At 70.5% G+C, this 16,001-nt stretch carries 12 protein-coding genes; 9 read left to right on the top strand and 3 right to left on the bottom strand.

Annotated features, from left to right (window positions below):
• Positions 1-64 precede the first annotated feature (64 nt).
• Positions 65-2,614, top strand: coding sequence for a bifunctional diguanylate cyclase/phosphodiesterase (locus U9J41_RS26785; RefSeq protein ID WP_322405226.1), 2,550 nt, complete (start codon positions 65-67; stop codon positions 2,612-2,614).
• Here U9J41_RS26785 and U9J41_RS26780 read toward each other — a convergent pair.
• Together U9J41_RS26780 and U9J41_RS26775 are read right to left on the bottom strand one after the other, a co-directional pair.
• Positions 2,603-3,493: an SDR family NAD(P)-dependent oxidoreductase gene (locus U9J41_RS26780; protein WP_322405225.1), complete on the bottom strand. Its 891-nt coding sequence runs from the start codon at positions 3,491-3,493 to the stop codon at positions 2,603-2,605. The genes U9J41_RS26785 and U9J41_RS26780 overlap by 12 nt on opposite strands.
• 107 nt (positions 3,494-3,600) lie before the next feature.
• Positions 3,601-3,822: a hypothetical protein gene (locus U9J41_RS26775; protein ID WP_322405224.1), complete on the bottom strand. Its 222-nt coding sequence runs from the start codon at positions 3,820-3,822 to the stop codon at positions 3,601-3,603.
• A 104-nt stretch (positions 3,823-3,926) separates the two neighbouring features.
• Here U9J41_RS26775 and U9J41_RS26770 point away from each other — a divergent pair, with 104 nt between their 5' ends.
• From U9J41_RS26770 to pepA, 3 genes are all read left to right on the top strand, one after another.
• A complete protein-coding gene (locus tag U9J41_RS26770) occupies positions 3,927-5,132 on the top strand; it encodes an MFS transporter (protein ID WP_322405223.1) in 1,206 nt (401 codons plus the stop codon).
• 138 nt (positions 5,133-5,270) lie between these two features.
• A complete protein-coding gene (gene galB, locus U9J41_RS26765) occupies positions 5,271-8,015 on the top strand; it encodes a beta-galactosidase GalB (RefSeq protein ID WP_322405222.1) in 2,745 nt (914 codons plus the stop codon).
• Positions 8,016-8,249: 234 nt separating this feature from the next.
• Positions 8,250-9,131 carry a flocculation-associated PEP-CTERM protein PepA gene (gene pepA, locus U9J41_RS26760; protein WP_322405221.1) on the top strand — a complete coding sequence of 294 codons (882 nt, stop codon included), beginning with the start codon at positions 8,250-8,252 and terminating at the stop codon, positions 9,129-9,131.
• Positions 9,132-9,431: 300 nt separating this feature from the next.
• On the opposite strand, the gene U9J41_RS26755 is transcribed toward pepA, so the two are convergent.
• On the bottom strand, positions 9,432-9,644 hold the full coding sequence (locus U9J41_RS26755) for a hypothetical protein (RefSeq protein ID WP_322405220.1): 213 nt from the start codon (positions 9,642-9,644) through the stop codon (positions 9,432-9,434).
• A 94-nt stretch (positions 9,645-9,738) separates the two neighbouring features.
• Here U9J41_RS26755 and U9J41_RS26750 point away from each other — a divergent pair, with 94 nt between their 5' ends.
• The 5 genes from U9J41_RS26750 to U9J41_RS26730 are packed head-to-tail and all read left to right on the top strand — an operon-like array spanning position 9,739 to position 15,996.
• On the top strand, positions 9,739-10,743 hold the full coding sequence (locus U9J41_RS26750) for an SDR family oxidoreductase (RefSeq protein ID WP_322405219.1): 1,005 nt from the start codon (positions 9,739-9,741) through the stop codon (positions 10,741-10,743).
• Between the two features lie 30 nt (positions 10,744-10,773).
• A complete protein-coding gene (locus U9J41_RS26745) occupies positions 10,774-12,561 on the top strand; it encodes a thiamine pyrophosphate-requiring protein (RefSeq protein ID WP_322405218.1) in 1,788 nt (595 codons plus the stop codon).
• Positions 12,558-13,754 carry a hypothetical protein gene (locus U9J41_RS26740; RefSeq protein WP_425261180.1) on the top strand — a complete coding sequence of 399 codons (1,197 nt, stop codon included), beginning with the start codon at positions 12,558-12,560 and terminating at the stop codon, positions 13,752-13,754. Before U9J41_RS26745 ends, U9J41_RS26740 begins: the two co-directional genes overlap by 4 nt.
• Positions 13,751-14,362, top strand: coding sequence for a gluconate 2-dehydrogenase subunit 3 family protein (locus U9J41_RS26735; protein ID WP_322405217.1), 612 nt, complete (start codon positions 13,751-13,753; stop codon positions 14,360-14,362). The genes U9J41_RS26740 and U9J41_RS26735 overlap by 4 nt, the downstream gene beginning before the upstream one ends.
• Positions 14,359-15,996, top strand: coding sequence for a GMC family oxidoreductase (locus tag U9J41_RS26730; RefSeq protein ID WP_322405216.1), 1,638 nt, complete (start codon positions 14,359-14,361; stop codon positions 15,994-15,996). The genes U9J41_RS26735 and U9J41_RS26730 overlap by 4 nt, the downstream gene beginning before the upstream one ends.
• The last annotated feature ends 5 nt before the right edge of the window (positions 15,997-16,001 follow it).

Here is a 16,001-nt window from a genome sequence, read left to right as displayed (position 1 = left end):
CCGGCGGCGGCGGGCCGCGGGTTTATACTCGGGCACGTCCACCAGTGTAATGACGAACGTGTCCATGCCAACTTCCGCCCCGCCGCCAGGCAGGCACCGCAACGTGCGGCCGCTCGCGGCCGCCGCCACGGTGATCGTCGCGATCACGCTGACGCTCGCCGGCCTGCTCGTATCGAGCTACCACGACACCATCGCCCGCGAGCAGACGAACCTGCGCAACCTGGCCGAAGCCTTCGCCGCCCAGACCCATTACGCCACCCTCGCGCTCGACCTGGCGCTGTCGCGCGCCACGGAACGCACGCCGCGGGACGGCACCGCCGCCGCGATGCCCGGCGGCGCATTCGAGGACATTCCCGCGCGGATCCGCCGCCTCGGGCCGGACGCGTCGCGCCGGCCGGCGCCGGGCGCCGCGCCGCGCATCGGCATCGCCCCGCCAACGCCGGGCGGCGGGCCGGCCACGATCACGCTGGCGCGCAACCTGCCCGCGGGCAGCGCCGTCATCGAGACCGACGTCGCCTACTTCCAGCGCATCTTCGACCCGGCCGACCTGGGCCGCGGCGGTTCCGTGACCTTGCACGCGCGCGACGGCACGATGCTCGTGCGCAGTCCGACGCTACCGCACATGATCGGCCATTCCTTCATCCACACGCCGCTGTTCCAGAAATACCTGCCGCGCGCGTCGTCCGGCGCGTTCGAGGCGACGAGCCCCATCGACGGCGTGCGCCGCCTGTACGGCTACAGCGCCGTGGCCGGGTATCCGCTCGTGATCGTCACGGGGCGCGACCTGTCCGACACGCTGGCCGTGTGGCGCGGCTGGCTGTGGGTCGCGGTCGTCGCCTGGGGCCTGCTGTCGGCGACACTCGGGGTCCTGGCGTGGCGCACGAGCCGCGAAACGGCGCGCCAGGCCGCGCTGATCGCCCGCCTGCAGGCCAGCGAGCGCCGGCTCGCGCACAGTTTCCGCTACCTGAAGTCGATCCTCGACTCGCTCGCCACGCCGCTGTGGGTGCTCGACGCCGAGCGGCGCGTGGTCCTGTTCAACCGCGCCTTCCTGCAATTCACCGGCCGCGGCGAAGGCGCGGTGACGGGCCGCCCCGAAGCGGAAGTGCTCGACCCGGCCGGCGCGGGCGCGCGCGAACGCCTGTACGCGGGCAGCGCGGCGGACGGCGTGCACGCGCTCGAAGCGGAGATCCGCGACGGCGCCGGCGCGACCCGCACCGCCATCCAGCTCGCCGCGCGCCTGGCGAGCGAGGGCAACGCCGTCCAGATCGTCAACAGCCTCACCGACATCACGGACCGCAAGCAGGTCGAGCTGCGCCTCGCCTACCTGGCCGACCACGATCCCCTCACCGGCCTGCCGAACCTGAACCGCCTGCGCCGCGTGCTGGCCGACGCGCTGCGGGCCGCGGCCGAAGAGGGCGAGCAGGTCGTGCTGCTGCTGATCGCCCTCGAACGCCAGCAGGAAGTGGCCGACCTGCTGGGCCACGAAGCGGGCGACGACGCGGTGCGCGAAGTCGCGACGCGCCTCGCCACGCTCGCCCCGGCGCCGCTGTGCGTCGCGCGCGTCAAGGCCAACGAGTTCGGCCTGGTGCTGCCGGCCGGACCGGCGCACGGCCCGCCCGACGCCGTCGCGCTCGAGCTGTACACCGTGTTGTCGGAACCCGTCCGCGTGGGCGGGCGCGAGTTCCACCTGGCGCCCGTGATCGGCATCGCCCTGTATCCGCAGGATGCCGGTTCGGCGAACGAATTGATGCGCCTGGCCGATATCGCCAAGCACCGCGCCCGCAGCGAGTCGGGCGAGCCTGTGCACTTCCATTCGGCGTCCACGCACATCCAGCTGAACGAGCGCCTCACCATCGAGGAGCAGTTGCGGCACGCGCTGGAACGCAACGAGCTGACGGCGCATTACCAGCCCAAGGTCGACATCGCGACGGGCCGCGTGACGGGGTTCGAGGTCCTGCTGCGCTGGAACAGCCCCGTGCTCGGCGCGGTGTCGCCGGTGCGCTTCATCCCCATCGCGGAACAGACGGGGCTCATCGTGCCGATCGGGACGTGGGTGCTGCGCACCGCGTGCGCGCAGGCCAGCCGCTGGGCGCGCGAGCACGGCATCGCGACCCGCATCGCCGTCAACCTGTCGATCCGCCAGTTCTACCAGAAGGACCTGCTGCAGGTGATCGGGCGGGCGCTGGCCGACGCCGACCTCACGCCCGACGCCCTCGAACTGGAAATCACGGAAAGCATCGCGATGAGCCGCGTGGACGTCGTCGAACGCCTGCTGGGCGGCATCCGCGACCTGGGCGTGGAGCTGTCGATCGACGATTTCGGCACCGGCTATTCGAGCCTCGCCTACCTGAAGCGCTTCCCCGTGCAGCGCCTGAAAATCGACCGCGCCTTCGTGCGCGACCTCGGGCGCGACGCCGACAGCGCGGCGATCGTGCGCTCGGTCGTCGCGCTGGGCCACGGCCTGCAGATGCGCATCGTGGCCGAAGGCGTGGAGACCGAGTCCCAGCTGGAGATCCTGCGCACGCTCGGCTGCGACGAATTCCAGGGCTTCCTGTTCGCGCGGCCGATGGATGCGGCGGCCGTGCCGGCCCTGCTGCGCGCATCAGGCCCGTGAGCGCACCCCGCGCCGCGGCCGGCCACCGTGGCTCGGCGGCGGATGCACCGCGCGGCCGGGCGCCGGCACGTCGGCCGACGCGGCCAGGTCGGCCCACGCGTCGAAGCCCACCTTCAGCACGCGCAGGCGGTCGTAGGCACGCTGCAGCGCCGCCCGGCCCAGCACGAGACGCAGCGGGCCGCGGCCGGCGGCGACGGCCTGCATGATGGCCTGGGCGGCGCGAGCCGCATCCACCGGCACGGCGGCGCTGGCGCGCGCCGCGCGGCCGGCCAGGCCGTCGTAGTCGGCGATGCCGGCGGCGCGCGGCGCCGACGCGCCCGCGTCGTCGCCGCTGCCCGGATCGACCAGCGTGACGCCGATGCCGAGGGGCTCCACTTCATAGAACAGGGCTTCCGCCAGCGCTTCCAGCGCCGAGCGCGCCGCATGGCCGAAGCCCTCGAACGCGGGCGCCTGCACCGAGGCGCAGGTCAGCATCACGACGTGGCCGGCGCGGCGTGCGCGCATCGCCGGCAGGACCCGCCGCGCCAGGTTGATCGGGCCGAACACGTTCTCGTCGAACAGCGCGCGCATGGCGCCCTCCTCGCCCTCCTCGATCGCGCCCGGATAGCGCTGGGCGGCGCTGGTCGCCAGCACGTCGATGCGGCCGAAGCGGCGCTCGGCGGCGGCGATGGCCATGTCGACGGCGGCGGTGTCGGTCGCGTCCAGCGCCAGCGCGAGCGCCTGTTCCGGGTGGCGTGCGACGAGTGCCTGCAGCTGCGAAGGCAGCCGCGCCGCGAGCACGGCATGCTGGCCGGACGCCAGCACGGCCTCGGCCAGCGCGGCCGCCAGGCCGGTCGTGGCGTCGGCGATGAACCAGACGGGTTGCTTCGTATCGGACATCGTTCCTCCTCGCTTCACAGGTACGGCAAAGGAAGATTCTAGATGCTGGAAGGGTATCGTTCCATGGGCGATATTCCGAAAGTCTTGCCTAAAATTCTGAGCATCATTCAATCGGCGGGCGGCATGCCGTAGTAATCGGGCGCGCCTTCCATCATCACGTCGATCCTGTCGAGCACCACGCCGGGGTCGAGCGCGTGCACGGCCAGCGTATGCATGCCGGGCTTCAGGCGTCCCGCGCGCCACGTGCGCGCGGCCATGTTCGACAGGACGTCTTCCTTCCATTGTTCGCTGCGGCCGGCCGTCGTCGAGGCTGACGGCGAAACGATCACGACGTTGATCCGCGCGCCGGTCACGCGCGCCGACCGCGCACCCGGCGGGTTAACATGCGTCCACCGGCAGCCGCCGCCGGGACGCGAGAAAGGCTGGAACGGGCATGGCACATCGACGGTTTTCCACGCTGCGCCGGATACCGCGCCCCATCTGGGTGCTCGGCTGCGTGAGCATGCTGATGGATATCTCGTCCGAGATGGTCCACAGCCTGCTGCCGATGTTCCTCGTGTCGACCCTCGGCGCGAGCGTGGCGGCCATCGGCCTGATCGAAGGGATCGCGGAATCGGCGGCGCAGATCGTCAAGATTTTTTCGGGCGGCCTCAGTGATTACCTGGGCAACCGGAAATGGCTGGCGGTGGCCGGCTACGCGCTGGGTGCGGCCAGCAAGCCGTTCTTCGCCGTCGCGACGTCGGCCCAGCTCGTCCTCGCCGCGCGCTTCGCCGACCGCATCGGCAAAGGGATCCGCGGCGCGCCGCGCGATGCGCTCGTGGCCGACATCGTGCCGGCCGCTTACCGGGGCGCCGCCTTCGGCCTGCGCCAGGCGCTGGACACCGTCGGCGCGTTCACCGGCCCGCTGGTCGCCGCCGGCCTGATGTTCCTGTGGGCCGGCGACTACCGGCGCATCTTCTGGATCGCCGTGATCCCCGGGGCGCTGGCCGTGCTGCTGCTGGCACTGGGCGTCAAGGAACCGGAGCATGCGCGAACGGCGCGGGGCGTCAATCCGATCCGCCGGGACAGCCTCTCCCGGCTGTCCGGCGCCTACTGGTGGGTCGTCATCATCGGCGCCGTGTTCACGCTGGCGCGGTTCAGCGAAGCGTTCCTCGTGCTGCGGGCCATGCAGGGCGGGATGCGGCCCGCGCTCGTGCCGCTGCTGATGGTCGCGATGAACGTCGTCTACGCGCTGTCCGCCTACCCGTTCGGGAAGCTGGCCGATGCCATGAGCCATCTGCGCCTGCTCGTCGCCGGACTCGGCTTCCTGGTCTGCGCGGACCTGGTGCTGGCGCACAGCGGCGCCTGGCCGGCGGTGCTGCTCGGGGTGAGCCTGTGGGGACTGCACATGGGGATGACCCAGGGCCTGCTGGCGGTGATGGTGGCGCAGACGGCGCCGCCCGACCTGAAGGGCACGGCGTTCGGGTTCTTCAACCTCGTCGGCGGCATCGCCACGCTGGTGGCGAGCGTCGTCGCCGGCCTGCTGTGGGAGCGCGCCGGCGCGGCCGCGACCTTTCATGCGGGCGCGGGATGCAGCGTGCTCGCCGCGGTCCTCATCGTCGCCCGCGGCCGCGCGGCGCGCGGCGCCCGCCTCCATTGACGCGCTCCGGCTTTGCTCATACACTGCGGATGGTTGCGCTACCATCCAAACACGAGACCGGCTGTTATAACACGCAAACCGCACATCCCGACGTGCGGCGCCGCGTCGATCGCGCAACCGCCATTCCTGGAGGAAACTGTGCAAGACACGCGTCACACGGCCGCACGCCGGCTCGCCGCCACGCTCGGCATCACCCTGGCGGCGGCCCTGCTGCCCGCCGTCGCACCCACCATCGCGCACGCCCGGCCCGCGGCCGACTCGCAGGCGCCGCGCCAGCGCATCCTGCTGGACGACGGCTGGCGCTTCCATCCGGGCGATCCGGCGGGCGGCTCCGCGCCCTATCTCTATGACGTGCGCCCGGTGGTCACGGCGTCCGCCGACGGCAAGGTGGCCGACGCCATCCCCGAAGAAGCGGCGCGTGTCGCGCGCGCGACCACGCCCGTTCTGAAACCGTGGATTCTCCCGAGCGGCAACGCGTTCATCCGCGACCCGGCGCACCGCTACACGCGCCCCGCGGCCGAACCGGTCGTCGACGCCCCGTTCGCCCGCGCCGCGTTCGACGACAGCGGCTGGCGCCCGGTCACCCTGCCGCACGACTGGGCCATCGAAGGCCCGTTCCTCACGACCGGCCCGTACGGCGGCATGGGCCGCCTCAAGACCTGGGGTCCTGCGTGGTACCGGCGCAAGCTGGACATCCCGCTCGCCGACCGCGGCAAGAAGATCTTCCTCGACGTGGGCGGCGCCATGTCGTACGCGAGCGTGTGGGTCAACGGCCACCTCGCGGGCGGCTGGCCCTACGGCTACAACTCGTTCCGCATCGACCTGACGCCGTGGCTGCAGCCGGGCGCCGTGAACCAGCTGGCGATCCGCCTCGACAACCCGCCCGAATCCGCGCGCTGGTATCCGGGCGCGGGCCTGTACCGCGACGTGTGGCTGACGAAGACGGCGCCCGTGCACGTGGGCCAGTGGGGCGTGACGGTGACGACGCCCGAGGTCACGAAGGAGGCCGCGCGCGTCGCGTGGCGGGTCGTGCTCGACAACGAGGGCACGGCGGCGGCCCGCGCAACGGTGACGACGGAACTGTATGCGCTCGACGAGCGCGGACACATCGCCGGCAAGCCCGTCGCGACGGTCGTGGCGCCGGCGACGCCGGTGGCAGCGGGCGCCAGCGGCACCGTCAGCGGCTCGGCGACGGTCGCGCACCCGCGCCTGTGGGGGCCGCCGCCCACGCAGAAGCCGCAGCGCTACGCCCTCGTCGCCACCGTGCGCCAGGACGGCCGCGTCGTCGACCGCTACGAGACGCCGTTCGGCATCCGCACCGTGCGCTTCGATCCGGACCGCGGCGTCATCGTCAACGGCGAACACGTTCCGCTGCGCGGCGTGAACAACCATCACGACCTCGGCGCGCTCGGTACCGCATTCAATGTGCGGGCGGCCGAGCGCCAGCTGGAGATCATGCGCGCGATGGGCGCCAACGCCCTGCGCATGAGCCACAATCCGCCCGACCCGCAATTGCTGGAGCTGGCCGACCGCATGGGCTTCCTCGTGATGGACGAAGTGTTCGATTCGTGGCAGCGCAAGAAGACGCCGCTGGACTTCCACCTGATCTTCCCCGACTGGCACGAGCAGGACCTGCGCGCCATGATCCGGCGCGACCGCAACCACCCGTCGATCATCCTGTGGAGCGTGGGGAACGAGGTGGGCGAGCAGTACACGGGCGCGGACGGCGCCGCGGTCGGGCGCGAACTGGTGACCATCGCGCACGAGGAAGACGCCACGCGCCCCGCGACGAGCGCGATGAACTACGCGAAGGCGGACATGCCGCTGCCGGGCGTCGTCGACGTGATTTCGCTGAACTACCAGGGCACGGGCATCCGCACCCTGCCCGGCCAGTTCCCGATGTTCCGCGCCGCGTTTCCGCACAAGGTGATCCTGCACAGCGAGAGCGCCTCGGCGCTGTCCAGCCGCGGCGAATACCAGTTTCCGGTGCCGGGCGTGCTGAGCGCATCCGTGCGTCCCGGCATCGGCGGCGATCCGGCCACCCACCAGGTCAGCGCCTACGAACTGTTCGCATCGGACTTCGGCGCGTCGGCCGACCGCGCATTCGCGTCGCTGGACCAGAATCCATACACGGCCGGCGAATTCGTCTGGACCGGCTTCGACTACCTGGGCGAACCGACGCCGTATTACGAAGCGCGCAGCTCCTACTCCGGCATCGTCGACCTGGCCGGCTTCCCGAAGGACCGCTATTACCTGTACCAGTCGCGCTGGCGACCGGACCTGCCGATGGTCCACGTGCTGCCGCACTGGACGTGGCCCGAGCGCGTCGGCCAGGTGACGCCCGTGCACGTGTTCACGTCGGGCGACGAGGCCGAGCTGTTCGTCAACGGCAAGTCGCAGGGCCGCCAGAAGAAGGCGCCGTACGCCTACCGCCTGCGCTGGGACTACGTGACCTACGCGCCGGGCGAGATCACGGTCGTCGCCTACAAGGACGGCAAGGAATGGGCACGCGAGACGGTGAAGACGGCCGGCGCCCCGGCCGCCCTGCAGGCGCAGGCCGACCGCACCGCGCTCGCGAGCGACGGGCGCGACCTGGCCTTCGTCACGGTGCGCGTCGTCGACAAGGACGGCGGCGTGGCCCCGCGCGCGCACGACCGCGTGCGCTTCACCGTCGAGGGACCGGGGGAGCTCGTCGCCACCGACAACGGCGATCCGACGAGTTTCGAATCGTTCCAGTCGCCGGAACGCGCGGCGTTCAATGGCTTGCTGCTGGGCATCGTGCGGACGAAGGCCGGCGCGGGCGGCACGATCACCGTGCGGGCCAGCGGCGCCGGGCTCAAGGAGGCGGTGGTGACCTTGCACAGCCGGCCCGCGGCCGACTAGCGACGCCTGGGCGGCGCCGGCGCGACGGTTTCCAGAATGCAAAATCTTCTGTCGAGATTTTTTACATAGCGCTGCCGGAAAGCTGGAATTTTTCGAAGGTTGTTTCGCAAGTCATTGATTTAAAAAGGAGGGGCAAACACTGGCACGTGACTTGCACACGTTTGGTGATGTGCTTGCAGACAAGCGCTGGACTATCCCCCCGATACCTTAACCAGCAGATGACTTGGAGCTAACATGATCAAATCGTTCCGCAAACTGATTCCGGTTGCCGCCGCCCTCGGCCTTGCTTTCGCCGCCTCGTCGGCACAGGCTTTCACGCTGAAGGATGGCAGCAGCGTCCTGGCATCGGATGCCACTACCCTGGACTGGAACACCACCGGTAGCGGCGTCGCCAAAGGCGTCGGCCCGTTCGGTTCCCCCCTGACCGTCGGCCAGAACTTCCAGTTCCTGTACCAGTCGAACCTGGCCAGTGTCGACGGTGACACGACCGCCCTGTTCAACGGTCTGGACTTCAACGCCAACGGTACCAAAGGTGCCGGCAAGACGTTCGAATTCACGATCGTCGCCAAGCTGAACGAGAAAGTGACGAGCCTGACCGGCTCGACCGCCACGTTCGGCCTCGATCCCGCCTCGACCGACAACAAGGTCGCGATCTACTACGACACCGCCGCCAACGCCTCGACCACCGGCGGCACCGGCTTCGACGACGGCCAGCTGATCGCCCTGCTGACCATCGTTCCCGGCAACACCCAGTCGACCTTCACCATCGCCGGTGCGGGCGGCCAGGGTTCGACCAAGATCACCGCCCTGAAAGCCGAAGCCGGTGACTTCATCGACCCGAACTACCTGGACGGCGTGTCGGCACTGCTGTTCGGCGTCAACTTCGAATCGAACCTGAACTACCCGGCCGGCAACTCGGCGACCGCAAACTTCCACATGGGCGGCAGCGCCATGTTCCCGGACTATGTCGCCGGCGACAACGACATCGTGTTCAAGGTCGATGGCTCGAACACGTTCACGAACGCCGTGCCGGAACCGGGCACCATGATGCTGTTGGGCATGGGCATGCTGGGCCTGGTGGGCGCGCAGCGTCGTCGCCGCACGCCGAAGGCCTGATCCGGTTGCCGGACCGGCCTCTTGAAAGACCGCGGTTGCGACCGCGGTTTTTTTACGCCCTCAACGCGCGGCCGGACAATCCCGGCGCGCCGGCAGCGATCCTTCCTGCAGCGCCGCCGCGAAATCGGCACCCCGTCAACTCCTCCCCGAAGCGCGCACGCAACTGCGCCTCCGTCACGACCCGCCGTCCTGGTCGGCTTTCATGTAGATGATCGCGTGCGACAGCTTGATGCCGTCGATGGCCTGGCTGGCTGACTGGAACCTGGGGCCGCCCGTGACGGCGCCCGTCAGGAAGGCGCCTTAGTTGGTCGTGCCGGTGCTCTGCTCGGAAGCGTCGGCACAGGCGCCCTGGGACAACAGCAGCAACGATACGAGCGACAACAGCGTTTTTTCATTTTCCGTTTCCGCGGTGGTCGTTATGTGAACCCGCCGGCGGCAGGCCAGGGAATGGATCGTATCCAGCTCGACAGTATCGCAGCCGATTGTTAGAAAAAAATTATCGGATTCATGCATTTGTTCAAGAACTTTTTCACAAACATAACGTGGCGAGGCTCAGCGACGCTTGGTGCTAAGCTGGACCTGCATCGCAACATTGGAGGACCCAGCCATGCCGGAAGCACGCCACGAAGTCGTCGTGATCACGGGAGCCAGCGCGGGCATCGGCCGCGCGGCGGTTCAGCAATTCGCCCGGCGCGGCGCACGCATCGCGCTCGTCGCGCGCGATCCCGACCGCCTGGAAGCCGCGCGCGCCGAGGCCGAGCGCCTGGGGTCGCCGCAGGCCATCGCCATCTCGGCCGACACGGCCGACTACGCCCAGGTCGACGCCGCCGCCGAACGCGCGGAAAACGAGCTGGGCCCCATCGACATCTGGGTGAACAACGCGATGGCCACCGTGTTCGCGCCGTTCGCCGACATCGCGCCGGAAGATTTCCGCCGCGTCACCGACGTCACCTACCACGGCTTCGTGTGGGGCACGATGGTGGCCCTGAAACGCATGCGGCCGCGCAACCGCGGCACCATCGTGCAGGTCAGCTCGGCGCTCGCCTACCGCTCGATTCCCCTGCAATCCCCGTATTGCGGGGCCAAGCACGCGATCAAGGGCTTCACGCAATCCGTGCGCACCGAGCTGGAACATGACCACAGCGACATCCACGTGGCCATCGTCGACATGCCCGGCGTGAACACCCCGCAATTCGAATGGTGCAAGACGACGCTCACGCACCACCCCAAGCCGATCGGCACGTATTACCAGCCGGAGGTCGCCGGCCGCGCCATCTGGTGGGCGGCGCACGCGCGCCGCGCCGAGATCTGCGTCGGCTACCCCACGCTGGCGACGATGCTGGCCGAGAAATTCGTCCCGCGCCTGCTCGACCGCTACCTGGCGCGCAAGGGCGTGGCGGGCCAGCAGCGCGCCGACACGATCCCGGCCGACCGCCCCGACAACCTGTGGCGCCCGGTGCCCGGTCCGTATGCCGCGCACGGCACGTTCGACGCCGGCGCGAGCACCCGCAGCATGCAGCTGTGGGCCACGACGCACCGCGGCTGGCTGCTGGCCGGCGTGGGCGCGGCCGCGGGCGTCGCGCTCGGCCTGCGCCAGTTGCGCCGCCACTGATCAACCATCCAGACATCACGAGGACATGACATGAGCAAAACCGTTGGCGACTTCTTCGTCGAACGCCTGTACGAATGGGGCGTGCGCACGATCTTCGGCTATCCGGGCGACGGCATCAACGGCGTGCTGGGCGCACTCGACCGCTTTGGCGGCAAGATCCGGTTCATCCAGGTGCGCCACGAGGAAATGGCTGCCTTCATGGCCTCGGCGCACGCCAAGTTCACGGGCGAACCGGGGGTCTGCCTGTCGACCGGCGGCCCCGGCGCGGCGCACATGGTGACCGGCCTGTACGACGCCAAGATGGACCACATGCCCGTGCTGGCGATCACCGGCCAGGCGCCGACGACGTCGCGCGGCGCCCACTACCAGCAGGAGCTGAACCTCGAGCGCCTGTTCCAGGACGTGGCCGACTACGTCTACGAGGCGAGCCAGCCGTCCCAGGTGCGCCACCTGCTCGACCGCGCCATGCGCACGGCGCTGGGCCGCAACGGCGTGAGCGTGCTCGTGCTCCCGAACGACCTCCAGGACAAACCGTACGAGGAACCGGCCCGCAAGCACGGCAACGTGTTCTCCGGCATCGGCTACACCAAGCCGCGCGTCGTGCCGTACGAGGTCGACCTGCAGCGCGCGGCCGACGTGCTGAACGCGGGCAGCAAGGTCGCGATCCTCGTCGGCGCCGGCGCCCTGCGCGCCACCGACGAGGTCATCGCGGTGGCCGAACGCCTCAAGGCCGGCGCCGCGAAGGCGCTGCTGGGCAAGGCCGCCCTGCCCGATCACCTGCCGTGGGTGACCGGCACGATCGGCATCCTCGGCACGAAGGCCAGCTGGGAATTGATGAGCGATTGCGACACCCTGCTCCTGATCGGCACGGGCTTCCCGTACGCCGAATTCCTGCCCAAGGAAGGCAAGGCGCGCGCGGTGCAGATCGACATCGACCCGTCGATGCTGAGCATCCGCTTCCCGGCCGAGGTCAACCTGCACGGCGACAGCGCCGAGACCCTGCGCCTGCTGCTGCCCCTGTTGAAGGACAAGACCGGGACGGACTGGCGCGAAAAAGTCGAGAAATCGGTGCGCGACTCGTACAAGCTGCTGGAGGAACGGGCGCTCGCCTCCGCCAATCCGATCAATCCGCAGCGCGTGTGCTACGAACTGTCGCCGCTGCTCGCCCGCGACGCGATCATCACGAGCGATTCCGGCTCCTGCGCCAACTGGTATGCGCGCGACCTGAAGGTGCAGCGCGGGCAGATGTATTCGCTGTCCGGCGGGCTCGCGTCGATGGGCGCGGCCGTCCCGTATGCGATCGCCGCCAAGTTCGCCCACCCGGACCGGCCCGTGATCGCCCTCGTCGGCGACGGCGCGATGCAGATGAATAACATGGCGGAGCTGATCACCGTATCGAAATACTGGAAGCAGTGGAAGGACCCGCGCTGGATCGTGTGCGTCTTCAACAACGAAGACCTGAACCAGGTGACGTGGGAACAGCGCGTCATGGAAGGCAACCCCAAGTTCGAGGCGACGCAAAAAATCCCCGATGTCCCGTACCACCGCTTCGGCGAGCTGATCGGACTGAAAGGCATCTTCTGCAACGATCCCGACAAGGTGGGCGAAGCGTGGCGCGAGGCGCTGGCGTCCGACCGGCCCGTCGTCCTCGAATTCAAGACCGACCCCGAAGTGCCGCCGCTGCCGTCGCACATCACGCTGGAGGAAGCCAAGCACTTCATGACCACCATCGGCAAGGGCGATCCGAGCGAAGGCTCGATGCTGGCCGGCGTCGCGCGCCAGGTGCTCAGCTCGATCCTGCCCGGGGACAAATCGTGAACGCGGCGGCGCCCGCGGACGCGCGCCCGCTGGCGCGCGGGCTCGGCGCCGCCACCCTCGGCCTGGCGCTGGGCGCGTTGCTGCTGGGGCGGATGGCATCCGGCCGCAGGCTGCCCGCGCCCGTGCCGGCACGATTGCCGCCGCCATTGCCGCGCCGTGCGGCCGGCGCCGCCGGCACCGACACCGACACCGACACCGCGCCGCAAGCGCGCCGGCTGTACCAGGCCAGCGCGATGCTGGCCGCATCCGTGCTGAGCGACAGCGCGCTCGAACACTACCGCGGCGGCTTCGAGAATCCCGGCATGTTCGCCCCGCTCGCCAGCGCGGCCGTCGTGCTCGCCTGCGCGCTGCGCGGGGCGGGAACGGCCGGGCCGCGAACGGCCGGGTCACGATCGATCGGGTCACGAATGACCGGGTCGCGAACGAACAGCTTGCGCTCGGCCGGGACACGAGCGACTGGGCCGCGCTCGACCGAACCACGAACGACCGGGTCACGAACGACCGGGTCACGAATGACCGGGTCACGAATGACCGGGTCGCGCCCGCCCGGCCTGATGGCGACCGTTCCTTATGCCACCGCCTGCGCCGTCGGCGCCGCCGGCTTCGGCTTCCACGCCTACAACGTGTTGCGCAGGCCCGGCGGCCTGTCGTGGGGCAACCTGTTCTATGCGGCGCCGCTCGGCGCGCCGGCCGCCCTCGCGCTGGCCGGCGTGATCGGCCTCGCGGCCCGCCCCGTCGCCGCGGGCGCACCCACGCTCGCCGGCCTGCCCAGCGGACGCGCCCTGTGCGGGCTCGCCGCGTTCGGCCTGGCCGGCACGAGCGCGGAAGCGGCGCTGCTGCACTTCCGCGGCGCCTTCCAGCATCCCGCCATGTGGGTGCCCGTCAGCGTGCCGCCAGTGACGGCGATCATGCTGGCCGGCGCCGCGCTGCCGAATGCGCCGGGTCCGCGCCGGCTGACGAACGCGCTGCTGACCGCGTGCACGTGGCTGGGCATGCTGGGGATGGGCTTCCACGCGCGCGGCATCGCGCGCCAGATGGGCGGCTGGCGCAACTGGAGCCAGAACCTGCTGGCCGGTCCGCCGCTGCCGGCGCCGCCCAGCTTCAGCGCGCTGGCCCTGGCCGGCCGCGCCGCGCTGGCGCTGCGCGCGGCGCAGCAGGCCTTGCCGCGGGGCCGCATGACGGAGATCGCATGAAGGACGCCACGCAGCCACCGCGCTTTCCCGGCTACGACGTGCTGGCCAAATGGGACAGCCCGTCGTTCGACGACGTCACGCGCGACGTGCTCGCGCACCGGCTCGACGCCGTCCCGCCGCGGCGCTGGCTGACGGCCGACGAATGGGACGTGCTGGACGCGATCAACGCGCGCCTGCTGCCCCAGCCCGAGCGCGACCAGCCGATTCCGATCACGCCCTGGATCGACGCCATGCTGCACGACGACCGCGGCGAAGGCTACCGCCATCCGGACATGCCGCCGCTGCGCGACGCCTGGCGCCAGGGCCTGGGCGCCGTCGACGACGAGGCGCGCCGCCTGCACGACTTGCCGTTCGCGCGGCTCGATGCGGCCGCGCAGGACGCCGTGCTGCGGGCGCTGGCGGACGGCCGCGCCGCGTCGCCCCGCTGGCACGGGCTGGACGCGCAACGCTTCTTCATCCACCACCTGCTCAAGACGGCGGCCGGCTTCTACTATGCGCATCCGCTCGCGTGGAACGAGATCGGCTTCGGCGGCCCCGCGAGCCCGCGCGGCTATGTGCGGCTCGGCTTCGACAGCCGCGACCCGTGGGAAGCGAAGGAGGCGCCATGAGCGGCAACCACGCGCCGCGCACGGGCGCCGGCCGCGCCCCCGACGTGTTCGAGCGCGGCGGCTGGGTGGACATGCGCGAATACGGCGACGACGAGACCGTCGATTTCGCCATCGTCGGCGCGGGCGCGGGCGGCGCCACGCTCGCGTGCAAGCTGGCGGAAGCCGGCTTTTCCGTCGTCGTGCTGGAAGCCGGGCCGTTCTGGCGGCCGCTGGAAGACTTCGCGTCGGACGAGGAAGCCCAGCAGCAGCTGTACTGGACCGAGGAACGGATCTCGGACGGCGCGGACGCGCTGGCCCTCGGCGGCAACAACTCCGGCTGGGGCGTGGGCGGTTCGACCGTCCACTTCAGCATGATCTCGCTGCGCTTCCGGCCCGAGTGGTTCCAGGCGCGCAGCCGGCTGGGCTACGGCGTCGACTGGCCGATCACCTACGACGAACTGGCGCCCTACTACGACGAAGCGGAGCGGGCGCTGGCCGTGGCCGGGCCCGTGCGCTATCCGTGGGGACCGCCGCGCGGGCGCTACCCGTATCGCGAACACGAGATGAACGCGGCCGGCCTCGTGCTGGCGCGCGGCGCGGAAAACATGGGGATACCGTGGGCCGCCGTGCCGCTGGCGACCGTGTCCGCGCCGCGCGGCAAGTCGCCGCCGTGCGTGTACCGGGGCTTCTGCAACTTCGGCTGCGCGACGAATGCCAAGCAGAGCGCGCTGATCGTGTGGATTCCGCGCGCGCTGGCCGCGGGCGCGGAAGTGCGCGACCTGGCGATGGCCGGGCGCATCGAGACCGGACCGGATGGCCGCGCACAGGGCGTGCACTATCGCCGCAACGATCGATGGCGCTTCCAGCGCGCGCGCAACGTCGTCGTGTCCGGGTACGCGATCGAGACGCCGCGCCTGCTGCTCAATTCCGCGTGCGACCGCTTCCCGCACGGTCTCGGCAACGGCTCGGGCCTCGTCGGCACGCACCTGACGACGCACGCCGGTCCCGGCATGTGGGCCCGCTTCGACGAAGAGATCCGCTGGTACAAGGGCCCGCCCAACATGGCCGTGTGCGAGCACTGGAATTACACGGACGCCGGCAAGGACTTCCACGGCGGCTACGCCTTCATGAGCCAGGGCCCGCTGCCGCGCGCATGGGCGCAGCTGCTCGTCACCGAGCGGCACCTGTGGGGCGCGGCGCTGCGGCGCGAGATGCAGGACTATAACCACATGTCCGGCCTGGTCGCCGTGGCCGAAACGGAGCCGCGCGCGTGCAACCGCGTGGCGCTGTCCGGCGTGCGCGACCGCCACGGCCTGCCCGTCGCCCACGTCACGTTCGAATATTCCGACAACGACCGGCGCATGCAGGACCACGCGCGCCGCTTCATGGGCACGATGCTGGAAGCGGCCGGCGGCCGCGGCGTGTGGACGAGCGACGACACGAGCCACATCCTGGGTACGTGCCGCATGGGCGGCGACCGGGACACGAGCGTCGTGAACGCGGACGGCCGCAGCTGGGACGTACCGAATCTATGGATCTGCGACGGCTCGCTGTTCCCGACCGCGGGCGGCGTCAATCCGTCGCTGACGATCCAGGCCCTCGCCTGCCGGATGGGCGCGCGCATCCGCGACCTCGCCGCGCGCGGCGAACTGTAACAAGG

The sequence above is a fragment of the Massilia luteola genome (genome assembly GCF_034420155.1).
In the GTDB taxonomy this organism is placed as follows: Bacteria; Pseudomonadota; Gammaproteobacteria; order Burkholderiales; family Burkholderiaceae_D; genus Telluria; species Telluria luteola.
The sequence above is the reverse complement of the archived record's forward strand: the minus strand, read 5'-3'. Positions and strand labels throughout refer to the sequence as shown.